The sequence below is a fragment of the Streptomyces sp. NPDC056373 genome (genome assembly GCF_042262425.1).
Taxonomy (GTDB): Bacteria; Actinomycetota; Actinomycetes; order Streptomycetales; family Streptomycetaceae; genus Streptomyces.
The window spans coordinates 80,960-99,648 of the sequence record NZ_JBHJPX010000008.1 but is presented as its reverse complement, the minus strand read 5'-3'; the positions used below and the strand labels follow the sequence as shown (position 1 = coordinate 99,648).

General features: G+C 72.3%; 18 protein-coding genes and 1 pseudogene. 8 read left to right on the top strand and 11 right to left on the bottom strand.

The features are described from left to right. Window positions 1-132: 132 nt before the first annotated feature. Window positions 133-615: a VOC family protein gene (locus ACFCXS_RS18205; RefSeq protein ID WP_376644344.1), complete on the top strand. Its 483-nt coding sequence runs from the start codon at window positions 133-135 to the stop codon at window positions 613-615. Window positions 616-662: 47 nt separating this feature from the next. Here the strand turns inward: ACFCXS_RS18205 and ACFCXS_RS18200 are convergent, their stop codons facing one another. After that, window positions 663-1,553, bottom strand: a complete 891-nt coding sequence (locus tag ACFCXS_RS18200; protein WP_376644343.1) for an aminoglycoside phosphotransferase family protein — start codon at window positions 1,551-1,553, stop codon at window positions 663-665. Between the two features lie 17 nt (window positions 1,554-1,570). After that, complete coding sequence (locus ACFCXS_RS18195) at window positions 1,571-2,470, bottom strand: SGNH/GDSL hydrolase family protein (protein ID WP_376644342.1); 900 nt, start codon at window positions 2,468-2,470, stop codon at window positions 1,571-1,573. 186 nt (window positions 2,471-2,656) lie between these two features. Here ACFCXS_RS18195 and ACFCXS_RS18190 point away from each other — a divergent pair, with 186 nt between their 5' ends. Both ACFCXS_RS18190 and ACFCXS_RS18185 read left to right on the top strand, forming a co-directional pair. After that, a complete protein-coding gene (locus tag ACFCXS_RS18190) occupies window positions 2,657-3,454 on the top strand; it encodes a VOC family protein (RefSeq protein ID WP_376644341.1) in 798 nt (265 codons plus the stop codon). A gap of 41 nt (window positions 3,455-3,495) precedes the next feature. Next, entirely contained in the window at window positions 3,496-4,200 is a 705-nt protein-coding gene (locus ACFCXS_RS18185; protein WP_376644340.1) for a ribonuclease H, read from the top strand. Here ACFCXS_RS18185 and ACFCXS_RS18180 read toward each other — a convergent pair whose 3' ends face one another. Next, the gene (locus ACFCXS_RS18180) at window positions 4,201-5,022 is read right to left on the bottom strand and encodes a tyrosinase family protein (protein ID WP_104786365.1); all 822 of its coding nucleotides are present in this window, start codon (window positions 5,020-5,022) and stop codon (window positions 4,201-4,203) included. Between the two features lie 32 nt (window positions 5,023-5,054). Beyond that, on the bottom strand, window positions 5,055-5,423 hold the full coding sequence (locus ACFCXS_RS18175; protein WP_376644339.1) for a tyrosinase cofactor: 369 nt from the start codon (window positions 5,421-5,423) through the stop codon (window positions 5,055-5,057). A gap of 419 nt (window positions 5,424-5,842) precedes the next feature. Here ACFCXS_RS18175 and ACFCXS_RS18170 point away from each other — a divergent pair, with 419 nt between their 5' ends. Further along, window positions 5,843-7,333 carry an MFS transporter gene (locus ACFCXS_RS18170; RefSeq protein ID WP_376644338.1) on the top strand — a complete coding sequence of 497 codons (1,491 nt, stop codon included), beginning with the start codon at window positions 5,843-5,845 and terminating at the stop codon, window positions 7,331-7,333. Continuing rightward, window positions 7,330-7,914 carry a TetR family transcriptional regulator gene (locus ACFCXS_RS18165; RefSeq protein WP_376644337.1) on the top strand — a complete coding sequence of 195 codons (585 nt, stop codon included), beginning with the start codon at window positions 7,330-7,332 and terminating at the stop codon, window positions 7,912-7,914. Before ACFCXS_RS18170 ends, ACFCXS_RS18165 begins: the two co-directional genes overlap by 4 nt. Here ACFCXS_RS18165 and ACFCXS_RS18160 read toward each other — a convergent pair. Further along, a pseudogene (locus tag ACFCXS_RS18160) lies at window positions 7,911-8,942 on the bottom strand (cholesterol oxidase substrate-binding domain-containing protein); the annotation flags it as partial. The gene ACFCXS_RS18165 and the pseudogene ACFCXS_RS18160 overlap by 4 nt on opposite strands. A 98-nt stretch (window positions 8,943-9,040) precedes the next feature. Here ACFCXS_RS18160 and ACFCXS_RS18155 point away from each other — a divergent pair. Continuing rightward, window positions 9,041-10,024, top strand: a complete 984-nt coding sequence (locus ACFCXS_RS18155) for an aldo/keto reductase (RefSeq protein ID WP_376644336.1) — start codon at window positions 9,041-9,043, stop codon at window positions 10,022-10,024. Between the two features lie 9 nt (window positions 10,025-10,033). Here the strand turns inward: ACFCXS_RS18155 and ACFCXS_RS18150 are convergent, their stop codons facing one another. Further along, entirely contained in the window at window positions 10,034-10,378 is a 345-nt protein-coding gene (locus ACFCXS_RS18150) for a hypothetical protein (RefSeq protein WP_376644335.1), read from the bottom strand. Between the two features lie 148 nt (window positions 10,379-10,526). Here ACFCXS_RS18150 and ACFCXS_RS18145 point away from each other — a divergent pair, with 148 nt between their 5' ends. Continuing rightward, the gene (locus ACFCXS_RS18145; protein WP_376644334.1) at window positions 10,527-11,024 is read left to right on the top strand and encodes a DUF6328 family protein; all 498 of its coding nucleotides are present in this window, start codon (window positions 10,527-10,529) and stop codon (window positions 11,022-11,024) included. A gap of 91 nt (window positions 11,025-11,115) precedes the next feature. Here the strand turns inward: ACFCXS_RS18145 and ACFCXS_RS18140 are convergent, their stop codons facing one another. From ACFCXS_RS18140 to ACFCXS_RS18130, 3 genes are all read right to left on the bottom strand, one after another. Continuing rightward, window positions 11,116-11,541 (bottom strand): SsgA family sporulation/cell division regulator, encoded by a 426-nt coding sequence (locus ACFCXS_RS18140; protein WP_376644333.1) that lies wholly within the window; start codon window positions 11,539-11,541, stop codon window positions 11,116-11,118. 62 nt (window positions 11,542-11,603) lie between these two features. Then, entirely contained in the window at window positions 11,604-12,644 is a 1,041-nt protein-coding gene (locus tag ACFCXS_RS18135) for a hypothetical protein (RefSeq protein ID WP_376644332.1), read from the bottom strand. A 261-nt stretch (window positions 12,645-12,905) separates the two neighbouring features. Beyond that, complete coding sequence (locus ACFCXS_RS18130; protein ID WP_376644331.1) at window positions 12,906-13,877, bottom strand: LLM class F420-dependent oxidoreductase; 972 nt, start codon at window positions 13,875-13,877, stop codon at window positions 12,906-12,908. A gap of 72 nt (window positions 13,878-13,949) precedes the next feature. On the opposite strand from ACFCXS_RS18130, the gene ACFCXS_RS18125 reads away from it, so the two are divergent. Beyond that, window positions 13,950-15,398 carry a serine hydrolase domain-containing protein gene (locus ACFCXS_RS18125; protein WP_376644330.1) on the top strand — a complete coding sequence of 483 codons (1,449 nt, stop codon included), beginning with the start codon at window positions 13,950-13,952 and terminating at the stop codon, window positions 15,396-15,398. Here ACFCXS_RS18125 and ACFCXS_RS18120 read toward each other — a convergent pair. Together ACFCXS_RS18120 and ACFCXS_RS18115 are read right to left on the bottom strand one after the other, a co-directional pair. Then, window positions 15,390-17,042, bottom strand: a complete 1,653-nt coding sequence (locus tag ACFCXS_RS18120; protein ID WP_376644329.1) for a serine/threonine-protein kinase — start codon at window positions 17,040-17,042, stop codon at window positions 15,390-15,392. The two genes, ACFCXS_RS18125 and ACFCXS_RS18120, sit on opposite strands and share 9 nt — an antisense overlap. A 340-nt stretch (window positions 17,043-17,382) precedes the next feature. Continuing rightward, on the bottom strand, window positions 17,383-18,342 hold the full coding sequence (locus ACFCXS_RS18115) for a threonine/serine dehydratase (RefSeq protein ID WP_376644328.1): 960 nt from the start codon (window positions 18,340-18,342) through the stop codon (window positions 17,383-17,385). Window positions 18,343-18,689 lie beyond the last annotated feature (347 nt).

Here is an 18,689-nt window from a genome sequence, read left to right as displayed (position 1 = left end):
CACCCACCAGCAGGCGATGCCGATGGCGAACGGTGTAACGGCCACCTGAATGTGCCGCCCGCCCGGCCGATGAGTTCCGGGGGGAGCGCCGGTCGACAGTGGTGACAGCGTTCCAGGCACCCGGGAGGACTCATGACCACCGACGGATTCACCACCTGCCTCTGGTTCGACGGCCAGGCCGAGGAGGCCGCCCACTTCTACGTCTCGGTCTTCAAGAACTCCAGCATCGGCAAGATCGCCCGCTACCCCGAGGGAGCGCCGCAGCCCGCCGGAAGCGTGATGACCGTCGAGTTCACGGCCAACGGGCACCGCTTCCTCGGGCTCAACGGCGGCCCCGAGTTCACGTTCACCGAGGCCACCTCCTTCATGCTCTTCTGCGAGAACCAGGAGGAGATCGACTACTACTGGACGAAGCTCACCGAGGACGGCGGCGAGCCCGGCCCCTGCGGTTGGCTCAAGGACCGTTTCGGCGTGTCCTGGCAGGTCGTCCCGGACCGGCTCGACGAGATGATCACCGACCCGGATCCGGCCAAGGCTGCCCGCGTCACCCAGGCGTTCATGGCGATGAGCAAGTTCGACATCGCCGCCCTGGACAAGGCGTACGCGGGCGGGTGACGTGCCCCCGCAAGGGCGGAGCCGTCCGCACCCCGCCGGCTCCGCCCCTACGCCGTCTCGGCCGCGATCTCCCCGATCACGTACCGGGAGTTCGCCGCGACCGGCGGGTTCGTGTCCCAGTAGTACGGCAGGGCGATGACCGCGATCGACAGGGCCCAGCCCCGGGCCCGCGCCCATTCGGCCTCGCCTGCGCCCACGGCCTCGCGGAACACCCCGCGGGCCGCCGCCGGCAGCAGGCACCACGCGCCGATCAGATCGACGGCGGGATCACCGACCCCCACCGTCCCGTAGTCGATCACGGCGCTCAGCCGCCCGCCGGTGACCAGAAGGTTCCCGGCCATCAGGTCGCCGTGGGCCCAGACCGGCGGCCCGGTGTGCTCCGGCGCGCTCAGGGCCTCCTCCCACACCTTCGTCACCACGGCCGTGTCCATCCGGCCCGCGAGCTGCGCGAGGGCGTCACGCACGAAGGCGTCCCGGGAAGCCAGCGGCACCCCCCGGTACCCCAGCGGGCCCTCCGACGCGTCGACACGGCGCAGGGCCCTGACATACGCCGCCAGGTCCGCGGCGAGCAGCGCGGGTTCCTCGAGCGCGCCGGGTACCGGGTTGCGGCCGTCCAGCCACCCGTACACCGACCACGGCCAGGGGAATGCGTCCCCGGGCTCGCCCCGGCCGAGGGCTCGGGGCGAGCCGACGGGCAGGGCGGGGCCCAGCCGGGGCAGCCAGCGCAGCTCGTGCGCGATGGCATCCACGGCCCGGGGGTGCCGGGGCAGCCGTACGACCTTGTCCGCGCCGAGGCGGAACATGGCGTTCTCCGTCCCCGAGGACTCCAGCCGCCGCAACGGCAGCCCGGCCCACCGCGGGAACTGTCCGGTGATCAGCCGGCCGACGAGCGAGACGTCGATGTCCAGCTCGTCCTCGTGCATGCGCACCACACCCATGCCGCCCATTCGAGCGGTCAACGCGCCGCCTGTCGAACGGTTTTGGTGATCTGGCGCGCGATGCGCAGGATCCCGGGGGAGCGGACCGGGCAGGGCTTCGGCCTGGACGTCGTGGGGGCCAGGCAGAAGTGCAGATAGTCGTCGTCGCGGTGCAGGGCGGTGCGGTCGCGGCCGGGCTGTGTGCACAGGCCGCGGTGGGCACGCTCGTACACCGTGCACGGCAGGGACTGCGTCCAGGTGTAGCGGCCGCCGGCCGGGCTCACCGCCTTCCCGGCGTCCGCCACGAGGTCGCCCGAGGCGGCGGCACGCTTCTCGTACAGCGCGTTGACGCGCCGGACCCGCTCGGGGGTGATCGGGTCCGGGCCCTGCGACACCCAGACGATCCGCGGGCGGCCGTCGCCCCCGGCCGCGCGGATCTGCTCCGTGAGCCGGCGTGCGTCGGCGTCGTAGCGGGTGAAGTACCGGGCCGGGGACTTGTCGTAGGTGATGCCGTCCATGCACGGCGTGTAGCCCCAGGAGTTCCCCCAGAACTGCAGGACCACGACGTCGGGCCGCAGCCTGCGCACCAGCGCCGCGGCCTTGTCGGCGGCCGGTACCAGGGAGCGTTCGGCCGTGCCCTCCAGGTAGTCGCACAGGGTGGTGCCGGAGTACGGGGCACCGGTGTACTTCGCCTTGAGATCCCGGCGTAACTCCTTGCCCAGGACCTCCTGGCCCTCCATCGCCAGCGAGTCGCCGAGGTACAGCACCGTCGGCGCCTTCCTCGGCCGCGGGCCGGGGGAGGCGGGGGCGCGCTGGTGGGTGGTCGTCGACGCGCGCGGCGCTGCCGGTGCCGGCTCCTCGGGTGCGGACGCGGGATCCCCGCAGCCGCCGAGGAGCATCCCGGCCAGCAGTACTCCCACGACCCACGGCTTGCGCATACGGCAACTCCCGCCCCGGCCACCGAAAGGGCACTCAGGCAAGCACAGCCGGACGCCGGAGGGAAGACGCCCGCCGCGTGACGGCCCGCTCGACGCGCGAGCAGGCCCCCGGGTGACTAGCGTGAGGAAGCGGACGATTCCACTCAGACCTCACTCAGATCCACTCATTCGGAGAGGGCCGCAGCCATGGCCGTGCAACCTGAAGGAATCCCGTGCTGGGCCGACGCGATGTTCGGTGACCTCGAAGGGGCCAAGAGCTTCTACGGCGAGGTCCTCGGCTGGACCTTCGCCGAGGCGTCCGCGGAGTTCGGCAACTACACGGAGGCCTCCGTGAACGGCAAGGCGGTCGCGGCCGTCGTTCCGCCCATGCCCGGCCAGGAAGGCATGTCGCAGTGGTGCCTTTACTTCGCCTCCGAGGACGCCGCCGCCACCGCGGCCACGATCCGGGAGCACGGCGGCGAGGTGCTGATGGACCCGATGCGGGTCGCCGACTTCGGCACCATGTGCCTGGCCCGCGACCCCGGCGGCGTCGTCTTCGGCGTCTGGCAGGCGGGCACCCACGAGGGCTTCCAGGCGACGGGAGAACCCGGCGCCTACACCTGGGCGGAGGTCTTCACCCGTGAGCCGGAGAAGTCCGACGCGTTCTTCCCCGCCGTCTTCTCCTACCGGCAGCGGGACATGCACGACGGCGAGATGGACTTCCGGGTCTACGACCTGGGCGAGCGCACGGTGCTGGGCCGGATGAAGATGGGCGAGGAGTTCCCGCCCGAGGTGCAGCCGTACGTCAACGTCTACTTCGGGGTCGAGGACTGCGACGAGGCCGTGGCGAGGGCCACCAACCTCGGCGGCGTGCTGCGCTTCGGTCCGATGACCACCCCCTTCGGGCGGTTCGCGGCGATCAGCGACCCCCAGGGCGCGAGCTTCTCGGTGATCGACACCACGACGACCGAGGGAGAGATGCCGAAGCTGACCGACGTGGCCTAGGGGCCCGGACCTCTCGGCCGGGGGGCCCGCGCGAGCATGGCATGATCGAGCGCATGCGTGAACGTGTAGTGGCCGCGTGTGACGGGGCTTCGAAGGGAAATCCCGGGCCCGCCGGCTGGGCCTGGGTCGTCGCCGACGCTTCCGAGACGCCGGAGCGGTGGGAGGCGGGGCCGCTCGGCAAGGCCACCAACAACGTCGCCGAACTCACCGCGCTGGAGCGCCTGCTGGCGGCGACCGACCCGGACGTGCCGCTGGAGGTCCGGATGGACTCCCAGTACGCGATGAAGGCCGTCACCACCTGGCTGCCCGGCTGGAAGCGCAACGGCTGGAAGACCTCCGCCGGTAAGCCGGTCGCCAACCAGGACCTCGTCGTGCGCATCGACGAACTCCTCGACGGCCGCTCGGTCGAGTTCCGCTACGTCCCCGCCCACCAGGTGGACGGGGACCGGCTCAACGACTTCGCCGACCGGGCCGCCAGTCAGGCCGCCGTGGTCCAGGAGCCCGCGGGCAGCGGCCTCGGATCTCCCGAGCCGCCGCCCTCCCCGGACACCCCGGCGAAGACCCCCCGCTCCCGCCCGCGCGGCGGCGCGGCCCGCACCGCGGGCGGCAAGGGCTCCTCGCGGACCATCAAGGCGAAGTTCCCGGGCCGTTGCCAGTGCGGCCGCTCCTACGCGGCCGGCGAGCCCATCGCCAAGAACGACAGCGGCTGGGGCCACCCGGAGTGCCGCACGGGTGCGAGCGTCTGATCAGACGTCGAACGTGTAGAACCGGGTGTGGTCCAGCAGGTCCGCCGGACTCATGTCGTGCCAGGGCCGCATCGTCTCGTTCAGGTCGATGACGTTCGGCGTCCCCGCGGTGGGCAGATACCCCGAGCCGGGGTGGCGGCGCTGCCACTCCGCCCACAGCTTGTCTATGTACGCGTGGTGCAGCCAGAACACCGGGTCGTTGGGGGAGACCCCGGTGGCCATCTGCCCGCCGACCCAGACGTGGACGCGGTTGTGCAGGTTGACGCCCCGCCACCCTTCGAGATGGTTGCGGAAGCCGTCCGAGCCGCTGTTCCAGGGCGCCATGTCGTACGTGGGCATCGCCAGCACCGACTCGACCTCGGCCCGCGTCGGCAGCTCGCGCGTCCCGGAACCCAGGGAGCGCCGCAGGAACGTACGGCCGTCGACCCGCACGTCGACCGGCCAGTTCCCGCCGGACGCGGAGAAGGGACCGTCCGTCACCCGGCCGTCCCGCTCCCGTCCGGTGCCCCCGAGGAAGTCGGGTGCCCACAGTGAGGCGCGCGGCGTACGGTCGACCGTCCAGTCCCAGTAGGGAAGCGTCACCGACGCGTCCACCGACTGCAGCGCCCGCTCGAACTCCAGGAGGAATCTTCGGTGCCAGGGCAGGAAGGACGGTGAGCGGTGCCCGGTCCGCTCGCCGTTGTCGGTGTCGGAGACGATGAACGAGTTGTGCGTCGTGACGAACTCGTCGTAGCGGCCGCTGCGCTTCAGCTCCAGCAGCGCGGCGACGAAACGCCGCTTCTCGTCGGCGGTCAGGGTGGACTGGTTCTTGCGGACTGCCATGTGCGAGTGCTCCAGATGCCGTGCGTGGGGGGTCAGTTGGCGGGGAAGGGCAGCAGGGGCGCGCCCTGCAGCTCGTCCACAGCGGCGCGGGCGGCGGCGCGCGGAGTGGCGACCGGGTCGTAGTGGCTGACGACGCTGATCCAGCTGCCGTCGGCGTTGCGCATCACGTGCAGCTCCACCCCGTCGACGAACACCGCGTATCCCCCGCCGTGATGGCCGTGGTGACCGGACCCGGTGGCCGGCCGGCCCTGTATCCGGCGACCCTTGTAGACCTCGTCGAAGGTCCCGGGGGAGTCGTGGTGCCCGGCGGCCGAGGCCGGGGTGGTGACTGACAACGCCCCTGCGCTCGTGGCGAGGACGGCCGCGGCGGTGAGTGCGCTGCGACGGCTGAGTTCCGGCATGCGGACCTCCTGGGTGGGTTCGGCTGATGACTCCGCATGCCTACCGGCCCGCCCGCTACCGGGAGAAATCCACGCGAGCCGGTTGGCTGCGATCCGGGCAATTCCCCTCATGTGGTGCAAGGTTGAACGAAGGTGATCTTGCTTCACAGGGATCGGGCGTGAGTGCGGAAGGGGAAATTCCGCTCGCGAACGGCGCTGTGGCGGATGTTTCTGCCGGTGCGGCTCGCGGTTCGTGGTGCGCGTCACGCCGCGAAACTGGCGCGATTCGGCTGGCGGGGCGCAGCGCCGCCCGCACCGATGCGCTGCGTGCGCAAGGTGCGACTCCCGGTGGTCAAGGGTGGGTGAATTGCTATTCACCAGCTATGGTGAATAGCAATTCACCCGCGCCCTCGCCCGGCGCGCCGCCCGCAGGAGCTCCCATGGACCAGACACCCGCGATACGCAAGCCGCCCGGTGCGAACACCCTTCGGGAACGGCTCACCGTGCCGGTGCTCGCGTTCGGCGGCATCCTCATGGCGGTCATGCAGACCGTGGTCGTGCCCCTCCTGCCCGACCTTCCCCGGCTCACCGGCGCCTCGGCGGGCACGGTCTCCTGGATGGTGACGGCCACGCTGCTCTCCGGCGCGGTCCTCACGCCGGTCCTGGGCCGGGCCGGCGACATGTACGGCAAGCGCCGGGTGCTCATGGCGGCCCTCGGGCTGATGACAGCGGGTTCGGTCCTGTGCGCCCTGACCTCCGACATCGTCGTGCTCATCGCGGCCCGCAGCCTGTCCGGTGCCGCTGCCGCGGTCGTTCCGCTGTCCATCAGCATCCTGCGGGACGAGCTGCCGCCGGAGCGCCGGGGATCGGCCGTGGCGCTGATGAGTTCCACCGTCGGCATCGGTGCCGCGCTCGGCCTGCCGCTGGCGGCGGTGATCGTGCAGTACGCGAACTGGCACACCATGTTCTGGGTGACCAGCGCCCTCGGCGCCACGGGGGTGACCTCGGTGTGGTGGGCGGTGCGCGAGTCGCCGGTGCGCGAACCCGGCCGCTTCGACGTACCGGGCACGATCGGGCTGGCCACCGGGCTGGTCTGCCTGCTGCTCGGAGTGTCGCAGGGCGGGCAGTGGGGCTGGGGCAGTGGCCGTGTCGTAGGTCTGTTCGCCGCCGCCCTCGTCGTGCTCGCGCTCTGGTCGTGGCAGCAGCTCAGGGCCGAGCGGCCGCTGGTGGACCTGCGGTTGGCGGGACGGCCCCGGGTCGGCCTCGCCCACGTGGCCGCGCTGCTCGCCGGGTTCGCGTTCTACGCCAACACCCTCGTCACCGCCCAGCTCGTGCAGGCGCCCGAAGCCACCGGGTACGGGCTCGGGCTGACCATCGTCGCCACCGGGCTGTGCCTGCTGCCCAGCGGCATCGTCATGCTGCTGCTGTCGCCCGTCTCCGCCCGCATCTCCGCCGCCCGCGGGCCGCGCATCACCCTGGCCCTCGGGGCGGTGGTCATCGCCGCCGGGTACGCCGTGCGCATCGCCGACAGCCGGGAGCTGTGGATGATCATCGCGGGGGCCACGGTCGTCGCGGTCGGCACCACCCTCGCCTACTCGGCGCTGCCCACCCTCATCCTGCGGGCCGTACCGCCGGGGCAGACCGCCTCCGCCAACGGCGTCAACGTCCTGATGCGCACGATCGGGCAGGCCGGCTCCAGTGCCGCCGTGGCCGCCGTCCTGGTGCACCACACCAGCCCGGTCGGCGGTGTCCCGGTGCCCACCCTGCACGGCTACCTGCTGGCGTTCGCGATGGCCGGCGCGGTCGCCCTGCTGGCCGCGGCGGCGGCCCTGTGCATCCCCGGCGACTCCGCCGAGCACGCCACGGGCGGCCCGGACCGGGCCCGGGATCGCACCCGGGGCGCGCGCGACGAGGCGATGGAGGGAGCATGAGTGCCGTGAGCATTCCACCCGTCACGCCCACACCCGCCCGCAGGGACGCCGAGTCGACCCGGGCGGCGATCCTGAAAGCGGCCCGGTACCTGCTGGCCCGGCACGCACACGGCGACATCACCCTCAAGGCCGTCGCCGACCGCGCCGGCGTGAGCCCGCCGCTGATCCTGAAGTACTTCGGCAACAAGGACACGCTGTTCGCCCGGGTCATGTCCTTCGAGACCGACGCCGAAGCGCTGCTCGCCGCGCCGCTCGACGACCTCGGCCCGCACATGGTCCGGCATGTCCTGGTCAGCCAGTCCGTGCAGGGCGCCGACCCGCTGCTGCGGATCGTGTTCGCCCCCCTGCACGGCGAGCAGGGCGACATCCTGCGCGCCAACTTCCGCACCCAGGTGACCGACCGGCTCACCGCCCGGCTCACCGGCCCCGACGCGGCCCTGCGCGCCGAACTGGCCGTGGCCACCCTGCTCGGTCTCGGCGTCATGTACGGCATCGCCCGCGGCACCGAACTGAGGGCGAGCACCGTCGACGCCCTGACGGAACGGTACGCCCCGACCGTGCAGGCGTACCTCACGCCTTAGCCGAACAGCCGGTCCAGGAACGCGTTGCCGTACACGCGGTGCGGGTCGAGCCGGTCCAGCACGCCGTCCGCCTCCGCCCACGCGGCGGTGCCGACCGCCGCCGGGACGACGCCGCCCAGCACCTCCGCGTCGCTCCACACCCCGTCGTCCGTGTACGCCCACCCCTTGGACCACTCCACTCGGGTGAGCGCGAAACCGCCGTCGAACGTGTGCAGAAGGAACCTCTCGATCTCGCGCAGGAACACCTCCGCGTCCGGTGTGCCCGGCAACGTCAGAATGTCCAGCCACACGGCCGTGTCCCACTCGGGGTGTTCCTCGGGCGGCCGGAGCGCCGACAGCAGCGGCGGGCGGGCCCCGGACACTCCCACGTCGCCCGGGTCGTCCAGGCCGGTCACCCGGATCTCCACCGAGCCGTTGACCGGGAAGCTGCCCCGGGCGGCGTACGCCGTCAGCCGCTCGCGGTAGAACGCGGCGAACTCGGAGACGACCCGCTGCACCCGGTCCCGGGAGGTGAGGACCGCGTAGCCGTCGGCGTGCACCCGCAGCGTGCTGGGCCTCAGATACAGCAGCGTGTTCTTGGACGGCCCCCACAGGTCGGCGGACAGCGTCGTCACCAGCCCCAGCGCCGCGGCCTCGTACTGGGCGGTGCCGAGCGCCGGCGCCAGGTACCAGGCCGCGTCCGACGTCATCCGGCCGGCCAGCTCCGCCACCGGCCCTGGGATGTTGTCCGAGAACGGGTAGTTGTACGGCCGCGTCACCTTCCGCGAGGTCAGCGGCCGGGTGGGGGAGACGCTCCACACCTTCAGCCAGGGGTGCTCGGTGAAGGCGAACCAGATCGCCTCGACCCGGCCCGCCTCGTCCAGGTGGCTCGCGAACGTCCGGCCGCCCGAGCCGGGCGCGGCGAACAGCTCCCCGGCCGGGATGTCCGTACGGCTCACGCACCTCAGGTCGGTGTTCGCGCCCACCCGCAGCACCACCTCGGTCACCAGGGACCGCCCGAGGTGGGTCAGCAGCGCGGCGCAGTCCGCGTGACGCATTGATTCACTCGTGTGAGTGAACTACACGGCTCGGCGGGCCGGACGGATACGTTCCGCGCGGTGCGGTGACAGGTGACAGACTGACGCCCATGGACGAGCGCACATTCGACAGGTCGGACCAGCACGCCTCCGTCATCGGTCTGGGCACCTGGCAGCTGGGAGCCGACTGGGGAGACGTCGACGACAAGGAAGCCCTCACGGTGCTGGAGGCGGCGGCCGAGGCCGGGGTGACCTTCTTCGACACCGCCGACGTGTACGGCGACGGCCGCAGCGAGCAGACCATCGCCACGTTCCTCAGCGGGCGTCCCGACCTGCACGTCATGGTCGCCACGAAGATGGGCCGGCGGGCCGACCAGATCCCCGCGAACTACGTCCTCGACAACTTCCGCGCCTGGAACGACCGCAGCCGGCGCAACCTCGGCGTCGACCGGATCGACCTGGTGCAGCTGCACTGCCCGCCCACCCCCGTCTACTCCACGGACGAGGTGTTCGACGCCCTCGACACCCTCGTCGAGGAGGAGCGGATCGCCGCCTACGGTGTCAGCGTCGAGACCTGTGAGGAGGCGCTGACCGCCATCGCCCGGCCGAACGTGGCGAGCGTGCAGATCATCCTCAACCCGTTCCGCATGAAGCCCCTGCACGAGGTGCTCCCGGCCGCCCGTGCGGCGGGCGTCGGCATCATCGCCCGGGTGCCGCTGGCCTCCGGCCTGCTGTCGGGCAGGTACACCCGGGACACCGTCTTCCCGGACAACGACCACCGCACCTACAACCGGCACGGCGAGGCCTTCGACCAGGGCGAGACCTTCTCCGGCGTCGACTACGCCACCGGCGTGGAGGCGGCCGCCGAGTTCGCGGCGCTCGCCCCTGAGGGGTACACCCCGGCCCAGCTCGCCCTGCGCTGGATCGTCGAGCAGCCCGGCGTCACGACCGTGATCCCCGGCGCGCGCTCGCCCGAGCAGGCCCGGGCCAACGCGGCCGCCGCCCGCCTCCCGGAGCTGCCCGGTGAGACGCAGGCGGCGATCCGCGACCTGTACGACCGGCGTATCAAGGACCAGGTCGAATCCCGCTGGTGAGGCCGGCTCCTACGGCTCCAGGAGCAGCTGCCTCTCCTGCTCCTGGTCGCCGGAGGCGGCACCGTCGTCGCGCGTCGTGAAAGCCCGGGTGAGCGTGTCGCTCGCCCTCCGCACGGCCTCCGGACTGCCCTGCACCGTGACGGTCACGGGCGCGGACAGCCGCCCGGGGGACCCTGCGTCACCGGCGGAACCCGTGCCGCCCTCCCCGTCGAAGGTTGCCGTGTGGACCGTCGCGCCGCGGTCGGCGGGAAGCTCGTCCGGCGCCCCGAACGTGCCTTCCAGGACCCGGACGACGGCTCGTGCGTCATCGGTGCCTCCGCCGCTGAGCGTCACGGTGAGCTGCGTACCGGACATGCGTCCACGACCTCCTCGGGTTCTGCGTCATTCGCGCCGTCCGTGTAACCGTCCCCTGATCGCTCAAACCGCCGCCGCCCCCGGGACGAGGAGTCGTTCCGGGGAACCCGGGCAAGAGGAGGGCTCGGATCTCACACCGGGAGGAACAGTGGCGGACGCGGCCGAGGGCGGGGCCATGCGCAGGGGGCGCAACGAGACGGAGGAGGAGAGAGCGGACCGGATGTGGCAGGAGCTCATCCAGGAGGTCCGCGTGGCGCAGATGGGCGTCCAGATCCTGTTCGGCTTCCTGCTCACCGTGGTCTTCACCGAGAAGTACGCGGAACTCTCCGACACCGACCAGACGATCTACCTCGTGACGGTGGTCCTGGGCGCCTGCGCGACCGGAGCGCTCATAGGACCGGTGTCCCTGCACCGCCTCGTCTCCGGGCGGCGCGTCAAGCCCCAGGCGGTGCAGCTGGCCTCCCGGCTCACCCTGCTCGGTCTCGTGCTGCTGCTCGCCACGACGACCGCCTCACTGCTGCTGATCCTGCGCGTGGCGACGCACGACGGGTTCGTGCCCTACCTGGTCGCCGGCGTGGTCGGCTGGTACCTGCTGTGCTGGTTCGTCCTGCCGCTGTGGACCCGCCGCCGCTACACCTCGCGGTGACGGCACCGCACGGCGGGCCCCTCTTCGGGGGAGCCCGCCGTCGGGCGGGCGGGCCCCCGGTACGAGTACGCCTCCTCGTACCGGCCGCGATTCAGCCCCCGGCGAGGACTCCCTCCAGGAAGTCGTCCACACGAACCTCCTCGCGGCCCGGGGGGACCACCTCGTGGGTCTCCCGCAGGAACGCCGCGAACCCGGGCGCCCACCCGAACACCACGGCGTGGTGCCGGCCGCCGTCGGGGCGGACATCGCCGAGGAACTCCATACGCAGCTCCTGCCACATCCCCCGCGACTGCGGGCGCATCCGCACGTCGCCCACCCCGACCGGGCCGCGCAGCGCGTCACCGAGCATCTCGCGGTCCAGCTGCCACCGGGCGAGGACACGTCCGTCATGGCTGAAGACCACGGTGACGGCGAACGGGTCCGCGGCGTCGTAGCTCAGGTGGGCGAGCACGGAGAAACGTTCCGTGTCGCCCGCCTGGAGCTGCACCACCAGGGTCTTGTGGACGAACGAGTTCACGAGAGGGCCTCCGGGAAGAACCGACGTAGAGCCCTCTAGTACCCCCGATTTCGCCGGAATGCTCAGCCGGCCGGGTGATTCCCGCGAGCACCGCGCAGCGACTCGATGCACACCGCGACGGCCCGCTGCAGATCCTCCAGGCGCTGCACCATGTCGTCCTCGTAGAACTCCCCGGCGTCGTCGAAGGTCAGTTCCTCGAACACCTTCGTCGCCTTCTGCAGGCTGCTGTAGAACTTCGTGCGCCGCTCCTGCACCCGCAGACCCGGGTCCGCTTCCACGGTCTCGACCACGAGGGACTTCATGCTGTCGTAGGCCTCGGCGGCCCACTCGCCGGCGTCCTCGCCCTCGTCCAGCTCGTCGATGAGCGACAGGTGGCGCTCGGCCTCCTGACGCACGTCGGCGGGCGCGTCGACGGTCTGCCCGGCGGGCGTCTTGATCTGCCCCGACTCGGCGATCTGGCGCACGTATCCGATCCGGTCGGCCGCCCTGCTCTCACCGGCGACGGCCTTCTTCAGCTCGTCGGTGCGCACGACGTCGCGGGCCAGCTCCGACTGCAGGTCCGGGTCCTCGCGGACCCGGTCCAGCAGGGCCTGGCGGGCTGCGCGGGCCGTTGACGGGTCGGCGAGGATCGCGGCCCGCAGGGCGGTGGGGTTCTCCGCGACCTCCAGTGCCTTCGTGGGCCGGATGCCCTCCGCCTCGGCGGCCTCGGAGATGGCGGTGCCGCGCTCGGACGTGGCGCTGTTGCGGGACACGTAGTAGCTCAGCCACACGTCGGCGTCCGGCAGATCCACCTCCTGACCCGGCGTCAGCGCCTCGAACTGCGGGACCATCCCGTCGTCCGCCGCCCGGTCCCAGGCCTTGTAGTAGCGCATGACCCGCTCCGGGGAGCAGCCGGCGAGCTCCGCGAACTCCTTCGCGGACACCTTCGGCGTCTCGTCCGCGCCCTGCCCGCCGGGCCGCACGCTGCGCGCCACCTTCAGCCCGAAGGCCCACCCTCCGGTCCGGGCGTACGCCCCGAACTCCCGCGCGTCCCGTACGACCAGGTCGGACACGGGCTCCGGGGCGGCGGGGGACGTCTCGGGCGGGGTCATGGCTACGGTCACGGACGACTCTCCTGAGCAAGGCGGAACGAACGGCGCACGGTGCGGACGGAAGCCTAGCGGCACCCTCCGACCTCGCCGTTCACCGCCCGCACGGCCCCTCCGGGAACCGTTGCCCCCCCCCGGGCGCGGATGCGCGAGGACGCCGGGCACGGCGTGAGCAGGGGGCCTGCCCACGACCGAGGAGGCCCGGCGGATCGGCGCGTTCGTGAAGAAGAGCCCCCCGGGCCGGAGGGCTCAACTGGTGGAGCCCGGCGGAGGGCTTCAGCCGAACGCGTCCCGCAGGGCGGGAAGCAGCGTCTTCTCCGACCAGTCCAGGTACGCCGGCTGCGACTCGCCGCCGATCTGGACCAGGGCGACCTCGGTGAATCCGGCCTCGGCGTACGGGCGGACGGCCTCGACGAACGCGTCCGGGTCGTCACCGCACGGGATCGCGTCGGCGACGTCGTCCCGCGTGACGAACTGGGTGGCCGCGTCGAAGGAATCGGGATGCGGCAGCTCCGAGTTGACCTTCCAGCCGCTGCCGAACCAGCGGAACTGGGAGTGGGCCCGCTCGACGGCCGTATCCCGGTCGGGGTCGTAGCAGACCGGCAGCTGGCCGATGCGGGGCTTGCCCTGGCCGCCGTGCCGGTCGAAGGCCTCCAGCAGCCCGGCCTTGGGCTCCGTGGCGATCACCAGGTCGCCCAGCCGGCCCGCCAGTTCGCACGAGCGCTCCCCGGAGACGGCGATGCCGATGGGCGGCGCCTCGTCCGGCAGATCCCACAGCTTGGCCGACTCCACGTCGAAGTGCGTGCCGCGGTGGTCGACGTGGCCGCCCTGGAAGAGCGCGCGGATGATCTCCACGGCCTCCTCGAACATCTCGTGCCGCACGCCGACGGACGGCCAGCCGCCGCCCACCACGTGCTCGTTGAGGTTCTCGCCCGACCCCAGTCCCAGCCGGAACCGGCCCTCGGACAGCAACTGCAGCGTGGCGGCCTTCTGCGCCACCACCGCCGGGTGGTAGCGGAACGTCGGACACGTCACGTACGTCATCAGCGGGATACGTGACGTGGCCTGGGCCGCCGCACCGAGCACGGCCCACGCGTAGGGCGAATGGCCCTGCGAGCGCAGCCACGGGAAGTAGTGGTCGGAGGTCACCGAGAAGTCGAAGCCCGCCTCCTCGGCCCGCACCACGTGGTCGACGAGCTCTCGGGGGCCGGCCTGTTCGGTCATCATCGTGTATCCGATTTGCACCATAACCGGCGAGTCCCCTGACAGAGGACTTGAAAACTGCTCGATCAAGGTCGACGACGGGTGCAGGATGCATGCATGAGCGCCTCCGTCCTGCCCTCCTCCGGCCCCGCCGCACAAGGCGTCGACGCCCTCGGCGTGCACGCCTTTCTCGACGCCCTCGAAGCGGCCCCCGAGATCGAGCCGCACAGCCTGATGATCATGCGGCACGGGCACCTGGTCGCCTCCGGCTGGTGGGCGCCGTACACCCCCGAACGCCTCCACCTGCTGTACTCGCTCAGCAAGAGCTTCACCGCGACCGCCGCGGCGCTGGCCGAGACCGAGGGGCTGCTCGACTTCGACGCGCCCGTGACCTCGTACTTCCCGGAGTTCGAGGCAGACATCACCGACCCGCGCAGCCGGGCCATGCTGGTACGGCACGTGGCGTCCATGGCGAGTGGCCACCGGCGGGACACCGTCGACGAGGTCTTCGGGCGGAACGTCTCCGAGCCCGTCCGGCAGTTCCTGCTGCTGCCCCCGGAAGCCGGCCCGGGCACCGTCTTCGCCTACAACCAGCCCGCCACCTACACGCTCGCCGCGATCGTCCAGCGGGTGACGGGGCAGCCGCTCACCGCGTACCTGCGGCCGCGGCTGCTGGATCCGCTGGGTATCGGTGAGGTGGCCTGGTCGTGGGACCGCACCGGCCGCGAGTTCGGCTTCAGCGGCCTGCACGCCACCACCGACGCGGTCGCCCGGCTCGGACAGCTGTATCTGCGCGACGGGCTCTGGGAGGGTGAACGGCTGCTGCCCGAGGGGTGGGCGGCCCGGGCCTCGTACCCGCGCACACCGACCGCCGGCGTGATGGGAGACGCGGACCGGCAGGACTGGGACCAGGGCTACGGCTACCAGTTCTGGACGTCCCGGCACGGCTACCGGGGCGACGGCGCGTACGGCCAGTTCTGCCTGGTGCTGCCGGAGCACGACGTGGTGATCGCCGCGACCTCGGCGACCGAGCGGATGCAGGAGTACCTGAACCTGGTCTGGAAGCATCTGCTGCCCGCCTTCGGCCCCGAGCCGCTGACCGGCCGCGAGGCCGCCGACGCGGAGCTGCGGGAGCGCCTCGGCCGGCTCGCGCTGCCGCCCGCCCCGGGCCGTCCCGTACCCCCTGACCGGGAGCGGGACTGGGCGGCCGCCGCCTTCACGCCCTCCGCGGCTGGGCCGGTCCACTCGGCCGGGCTCACCCGGGACAGCGACGGCTGGACGCTCACCCTCACCGGAGAGAGGGACCGGCCGGACCGTCCGGACCGGCTGGACCTGCGTATCGCGGGGGAGGGCTGGAGGGTCGTCGAGGAACCGTTCCCGACCGCGGTGAGCGGCGGCTGGACCGATGGCGGCACGCTGGCCGTGGACGTGGTGTTCCTCGAGACCCCGCACCGTCTTGCGCTGACCTGCTCCCTCGTGGAGGGGACGCTCACCGCGCAGTGGCGTACCGCACCGCTGCACGGCGGCCCCCTCACCGCCCTGCGTGCCCCGCGCCGCTCAGTCTGAGCCGGGCCGGAAGGTCCTGAAGAAGGTGCGCAACGCCTCCTGGTTGGCGGCTTTGTCCCACTCGGCGTCCGGGGTGGTCCAGCGCAGCGAGAAGCTCCGGCCCCCACCGAGCAGGAAGCCCCGGCCGTAGGTGTGCACCCGGGTGCCGTGGACGTAGGCGGTCCACTCCATGTCGGCGGCCTTGCGGCCCTGGAACGTCGTCGCGCGGATCGCGCCGATCCGGTCGTAGCCGTCCGCCTGTTTGAGGTTGGGTTCGACGTCGTCCCGCCATACGACGACGGGGTCCGGGCCCGCCTGGTCGCTGTAGGTGACGGCCAGGGTGCGGTCGTCGTCCTCGGCGCCGAAGACGATCCGGTACACCTCGCCGTCACGGTCGGTGTCCAGGCGCTCGAACCCCTTCGGGAGCGCGACCGAGAAGCCCTCCGCCGCCCGGTAACGCTGGAACCCGGGCGGCAGGGCCGTGGCCGGGGGCGAGGAGGTGCGCGTGGGGGTGGGCTCGGGCGGCGGAGAGGACGGGGTGGGAGTGGGGGAGGGGGACGTGGGCGGGCTGGGCGCCCCGGACGGTTCGGCACTGTCGCCGCCGGTGCCCTCACCCGGCGTGGCGGCGGAGGCCGGCGGCCGGGCCGGAGACTCGGCCGCGTCGCTGCCGCCGTCCGTGCCCGGCAGCCCCTGGGTCGCGGCGAGCACGGCGACCGCCACGGTGACGACGGCCAGGGCCGTCCCCGCCACCATGGTGCGTCTGCTCCACGCCGGGTTGCCGACCCGCACCGCCGCGTAGGCGCCGCGCAGCCGCGGGGCCGGTGCCGCGGCCAGGGCGGCATCGGGGTCCTCGCTGAGGGCGCGGGTCAGCGCCTCACGCACCACCGGGCGGGTCAGCCGCTCCCGTGAGTCCTTGCGGAGCAGGCCCTGCACGACCTGGGTGAGCGGCCCGGCGCGCACCGGCGTGCGCAGCGGAAGCCGGTCCACGCCCTTCAGGGTGTTCTCCGGGCGCCCCCGGTCCCGGAAGGGCGGGCGCCCCTCGACCGTCGTGTACAGGATCGCGCCCAGCGCCCACAGATCGGCCGTGGGGCCGATGCGCTGGTCACGGGCCTGTTCCGGGGAGGCGAACGCGGGTGCCGTCAGCCGCGGAGCGAGGGTCGCGCCCGCCAGTCCGAAGCCGGTGACGACGATCGACTGATCCTCGCGCACGAACACCTGGCCGGGGCTGAGCTCGCCGTGCGTGATGCCCTCGGCGTGCGTGGCGTCCAGCACGTCGAGCAGCTCCAGACCGATCCGCGCCGACCGTACGTAGTTGAACGTGCCCTGCTCGGAGAGGAGTTCGCCGAGGGGTGTGCCGTCGATCCACTCGTTGACCGTCCACAGGGCGCCGGCCTCCTCGACGGCGTCGACGACCGCGGCGATCCGGCCGGGGCACAGCAGGGCCATGTTCTCGGTCGTGCGCAGCAGGCGGGCGGCAGTCCGGCGCTCGGCCCCTCGCGCATCCTCCGGAAGCCCGATCTGGGTCACGAGACACGGGCGGGAGATCTCGCCGGCCCCGGTGTCCTCCGCGTACCAGCAGATGCGGTTGGTCTCGCGATGAATGATCTCGAGCAGCCGGTACCGGCCGGCGACCAACTGGTGTGTGGAGACGTGCGCCCTGCCCATGGCCATCCCTCGCTGGAAACCTGGCTCTCACCTTTTCCAGAAGTACGGGGAGTGAGGCGGCCTGCGTTCAAACGGATCGCAACTCCGTGTCCGTTCCTGTCTTTTGTTCAAGGAGTGGGAGCAAGTGTGCGAAGAAAGACGGTCATTCGCGGGCCCGGACACGGCTCACCTCGGCAGCCCAGGGCGCGGCGGGCGCGAGGAATTCGACCGCAGCGGCCCGCTGAATCGCGAATTCGGGCCCGGCCTGGTGGTAACCGCCGGTAAATGCGGAGGTGTACAACGTCTGAACTCGCAGCCCTCCGATGAATTGTGCGACGGATTCCCGGGAGGGTCCGGAACGTCAGCGCAACCCGAAGCGACGGGACCACGCGAACACGTCGTCCGTCGTCGTGTTGCCCCCGCACACCACCAGACCGAGCCGCGCCCCGTCGCCGACCCGTTCCAGGACCTGCCGGGCCGCGGGCAGCAGACAGCCGGCCGCCGGTTCGGCCCACACCTTGGCGTGCCCGGCCAGGTCCAGCACGCCCTGCACGGCCTCCCGGTCCGGAACCACGAGGACGTCGGTGACCAGGGCGCGGACATGGTCGTAGGTGAGCTGTGACACGGACGGGGCGCTGAGGGTGGAGACGATCGACGACAGGGCAACCGGCCGGGGGCCGCCCGATGCCAGTGCCTCGGACATGGCCTGGGCGCCCTCGGTCTCCACGCCCCACACCCGCACACCGGGCCGGCGCGCCCGCAGTGCGGCGGCGACACCGGCGATCAGGCCGCCGCCCCCGATGCTCACGAGCACATCCGTGAGTTCGCCGGCATATGCGGCGAACTCCAGTCCGACCGTGCCCTGTCCCGCGATCACCGCGGGGTCGTCGAAGGGATGGACCAGGGTCAGCCCCTCCTGCTGGAGCCGGGTCATGAGCGTGAACGCGCCGTCCATGTCGTCGGTCAGCCGCACCGACGCGCCGGCCTTCTCCGCGATCTCCACGGCACGCGTGGGTGCCGAGCGGGGCATCACCACCGTCGCCTTCACATCGAGGGCCGCGGCCATGACCGCGACGGCGATCCCGTGGTTGCCGCCGCTGACCGCCACGACCCCGGCGGCCCGCTCGCCCTCGCTCAGCGACAGCAGCTTCGCCACCGCCCCGCGTGCCTTGAACGACCCGGTGCGCTGCAGCAGTTCGAGTTTCAAGGTGACCGGGGCACCGAGCAGCGCCGACAGTCCCGGGCTGTCCACGGTCGGGGTGCGTACGACGTGCCCGGCGATTCGCCCGGCCGCGGCTTCGATCTCCGGCATGCCGATCATGGCGGTCGTCCTTCCGGCGCGGGGTCGCGGAACGCGCCGTATCGAACCCTGACGCGTCGAGGGGCCGAGGTCAACGCGGTGCGCGGGCCTGACCTGCGTCCCGGCCCTGTGCCGCGGACGTGCCCGGGCCCGGCGGTTCAGACGTCGCGCCGCACCAGGTACTCCAGCAGCGCCCGCAGGTCCCCGGCGGCCTCCGTTGCCAACGGAGCTCCGGCGAGTGCGGTCTCGACGGCGGTGAGGTGCCGGCGTGGGGGGGGGGCTGGGGAGGGAGAAGGGCCCCACCCCCCACGACGATGCGAGCCCCCGGGTGGGAGGACACACCCAAACGCAACAACGACCCGGCGACA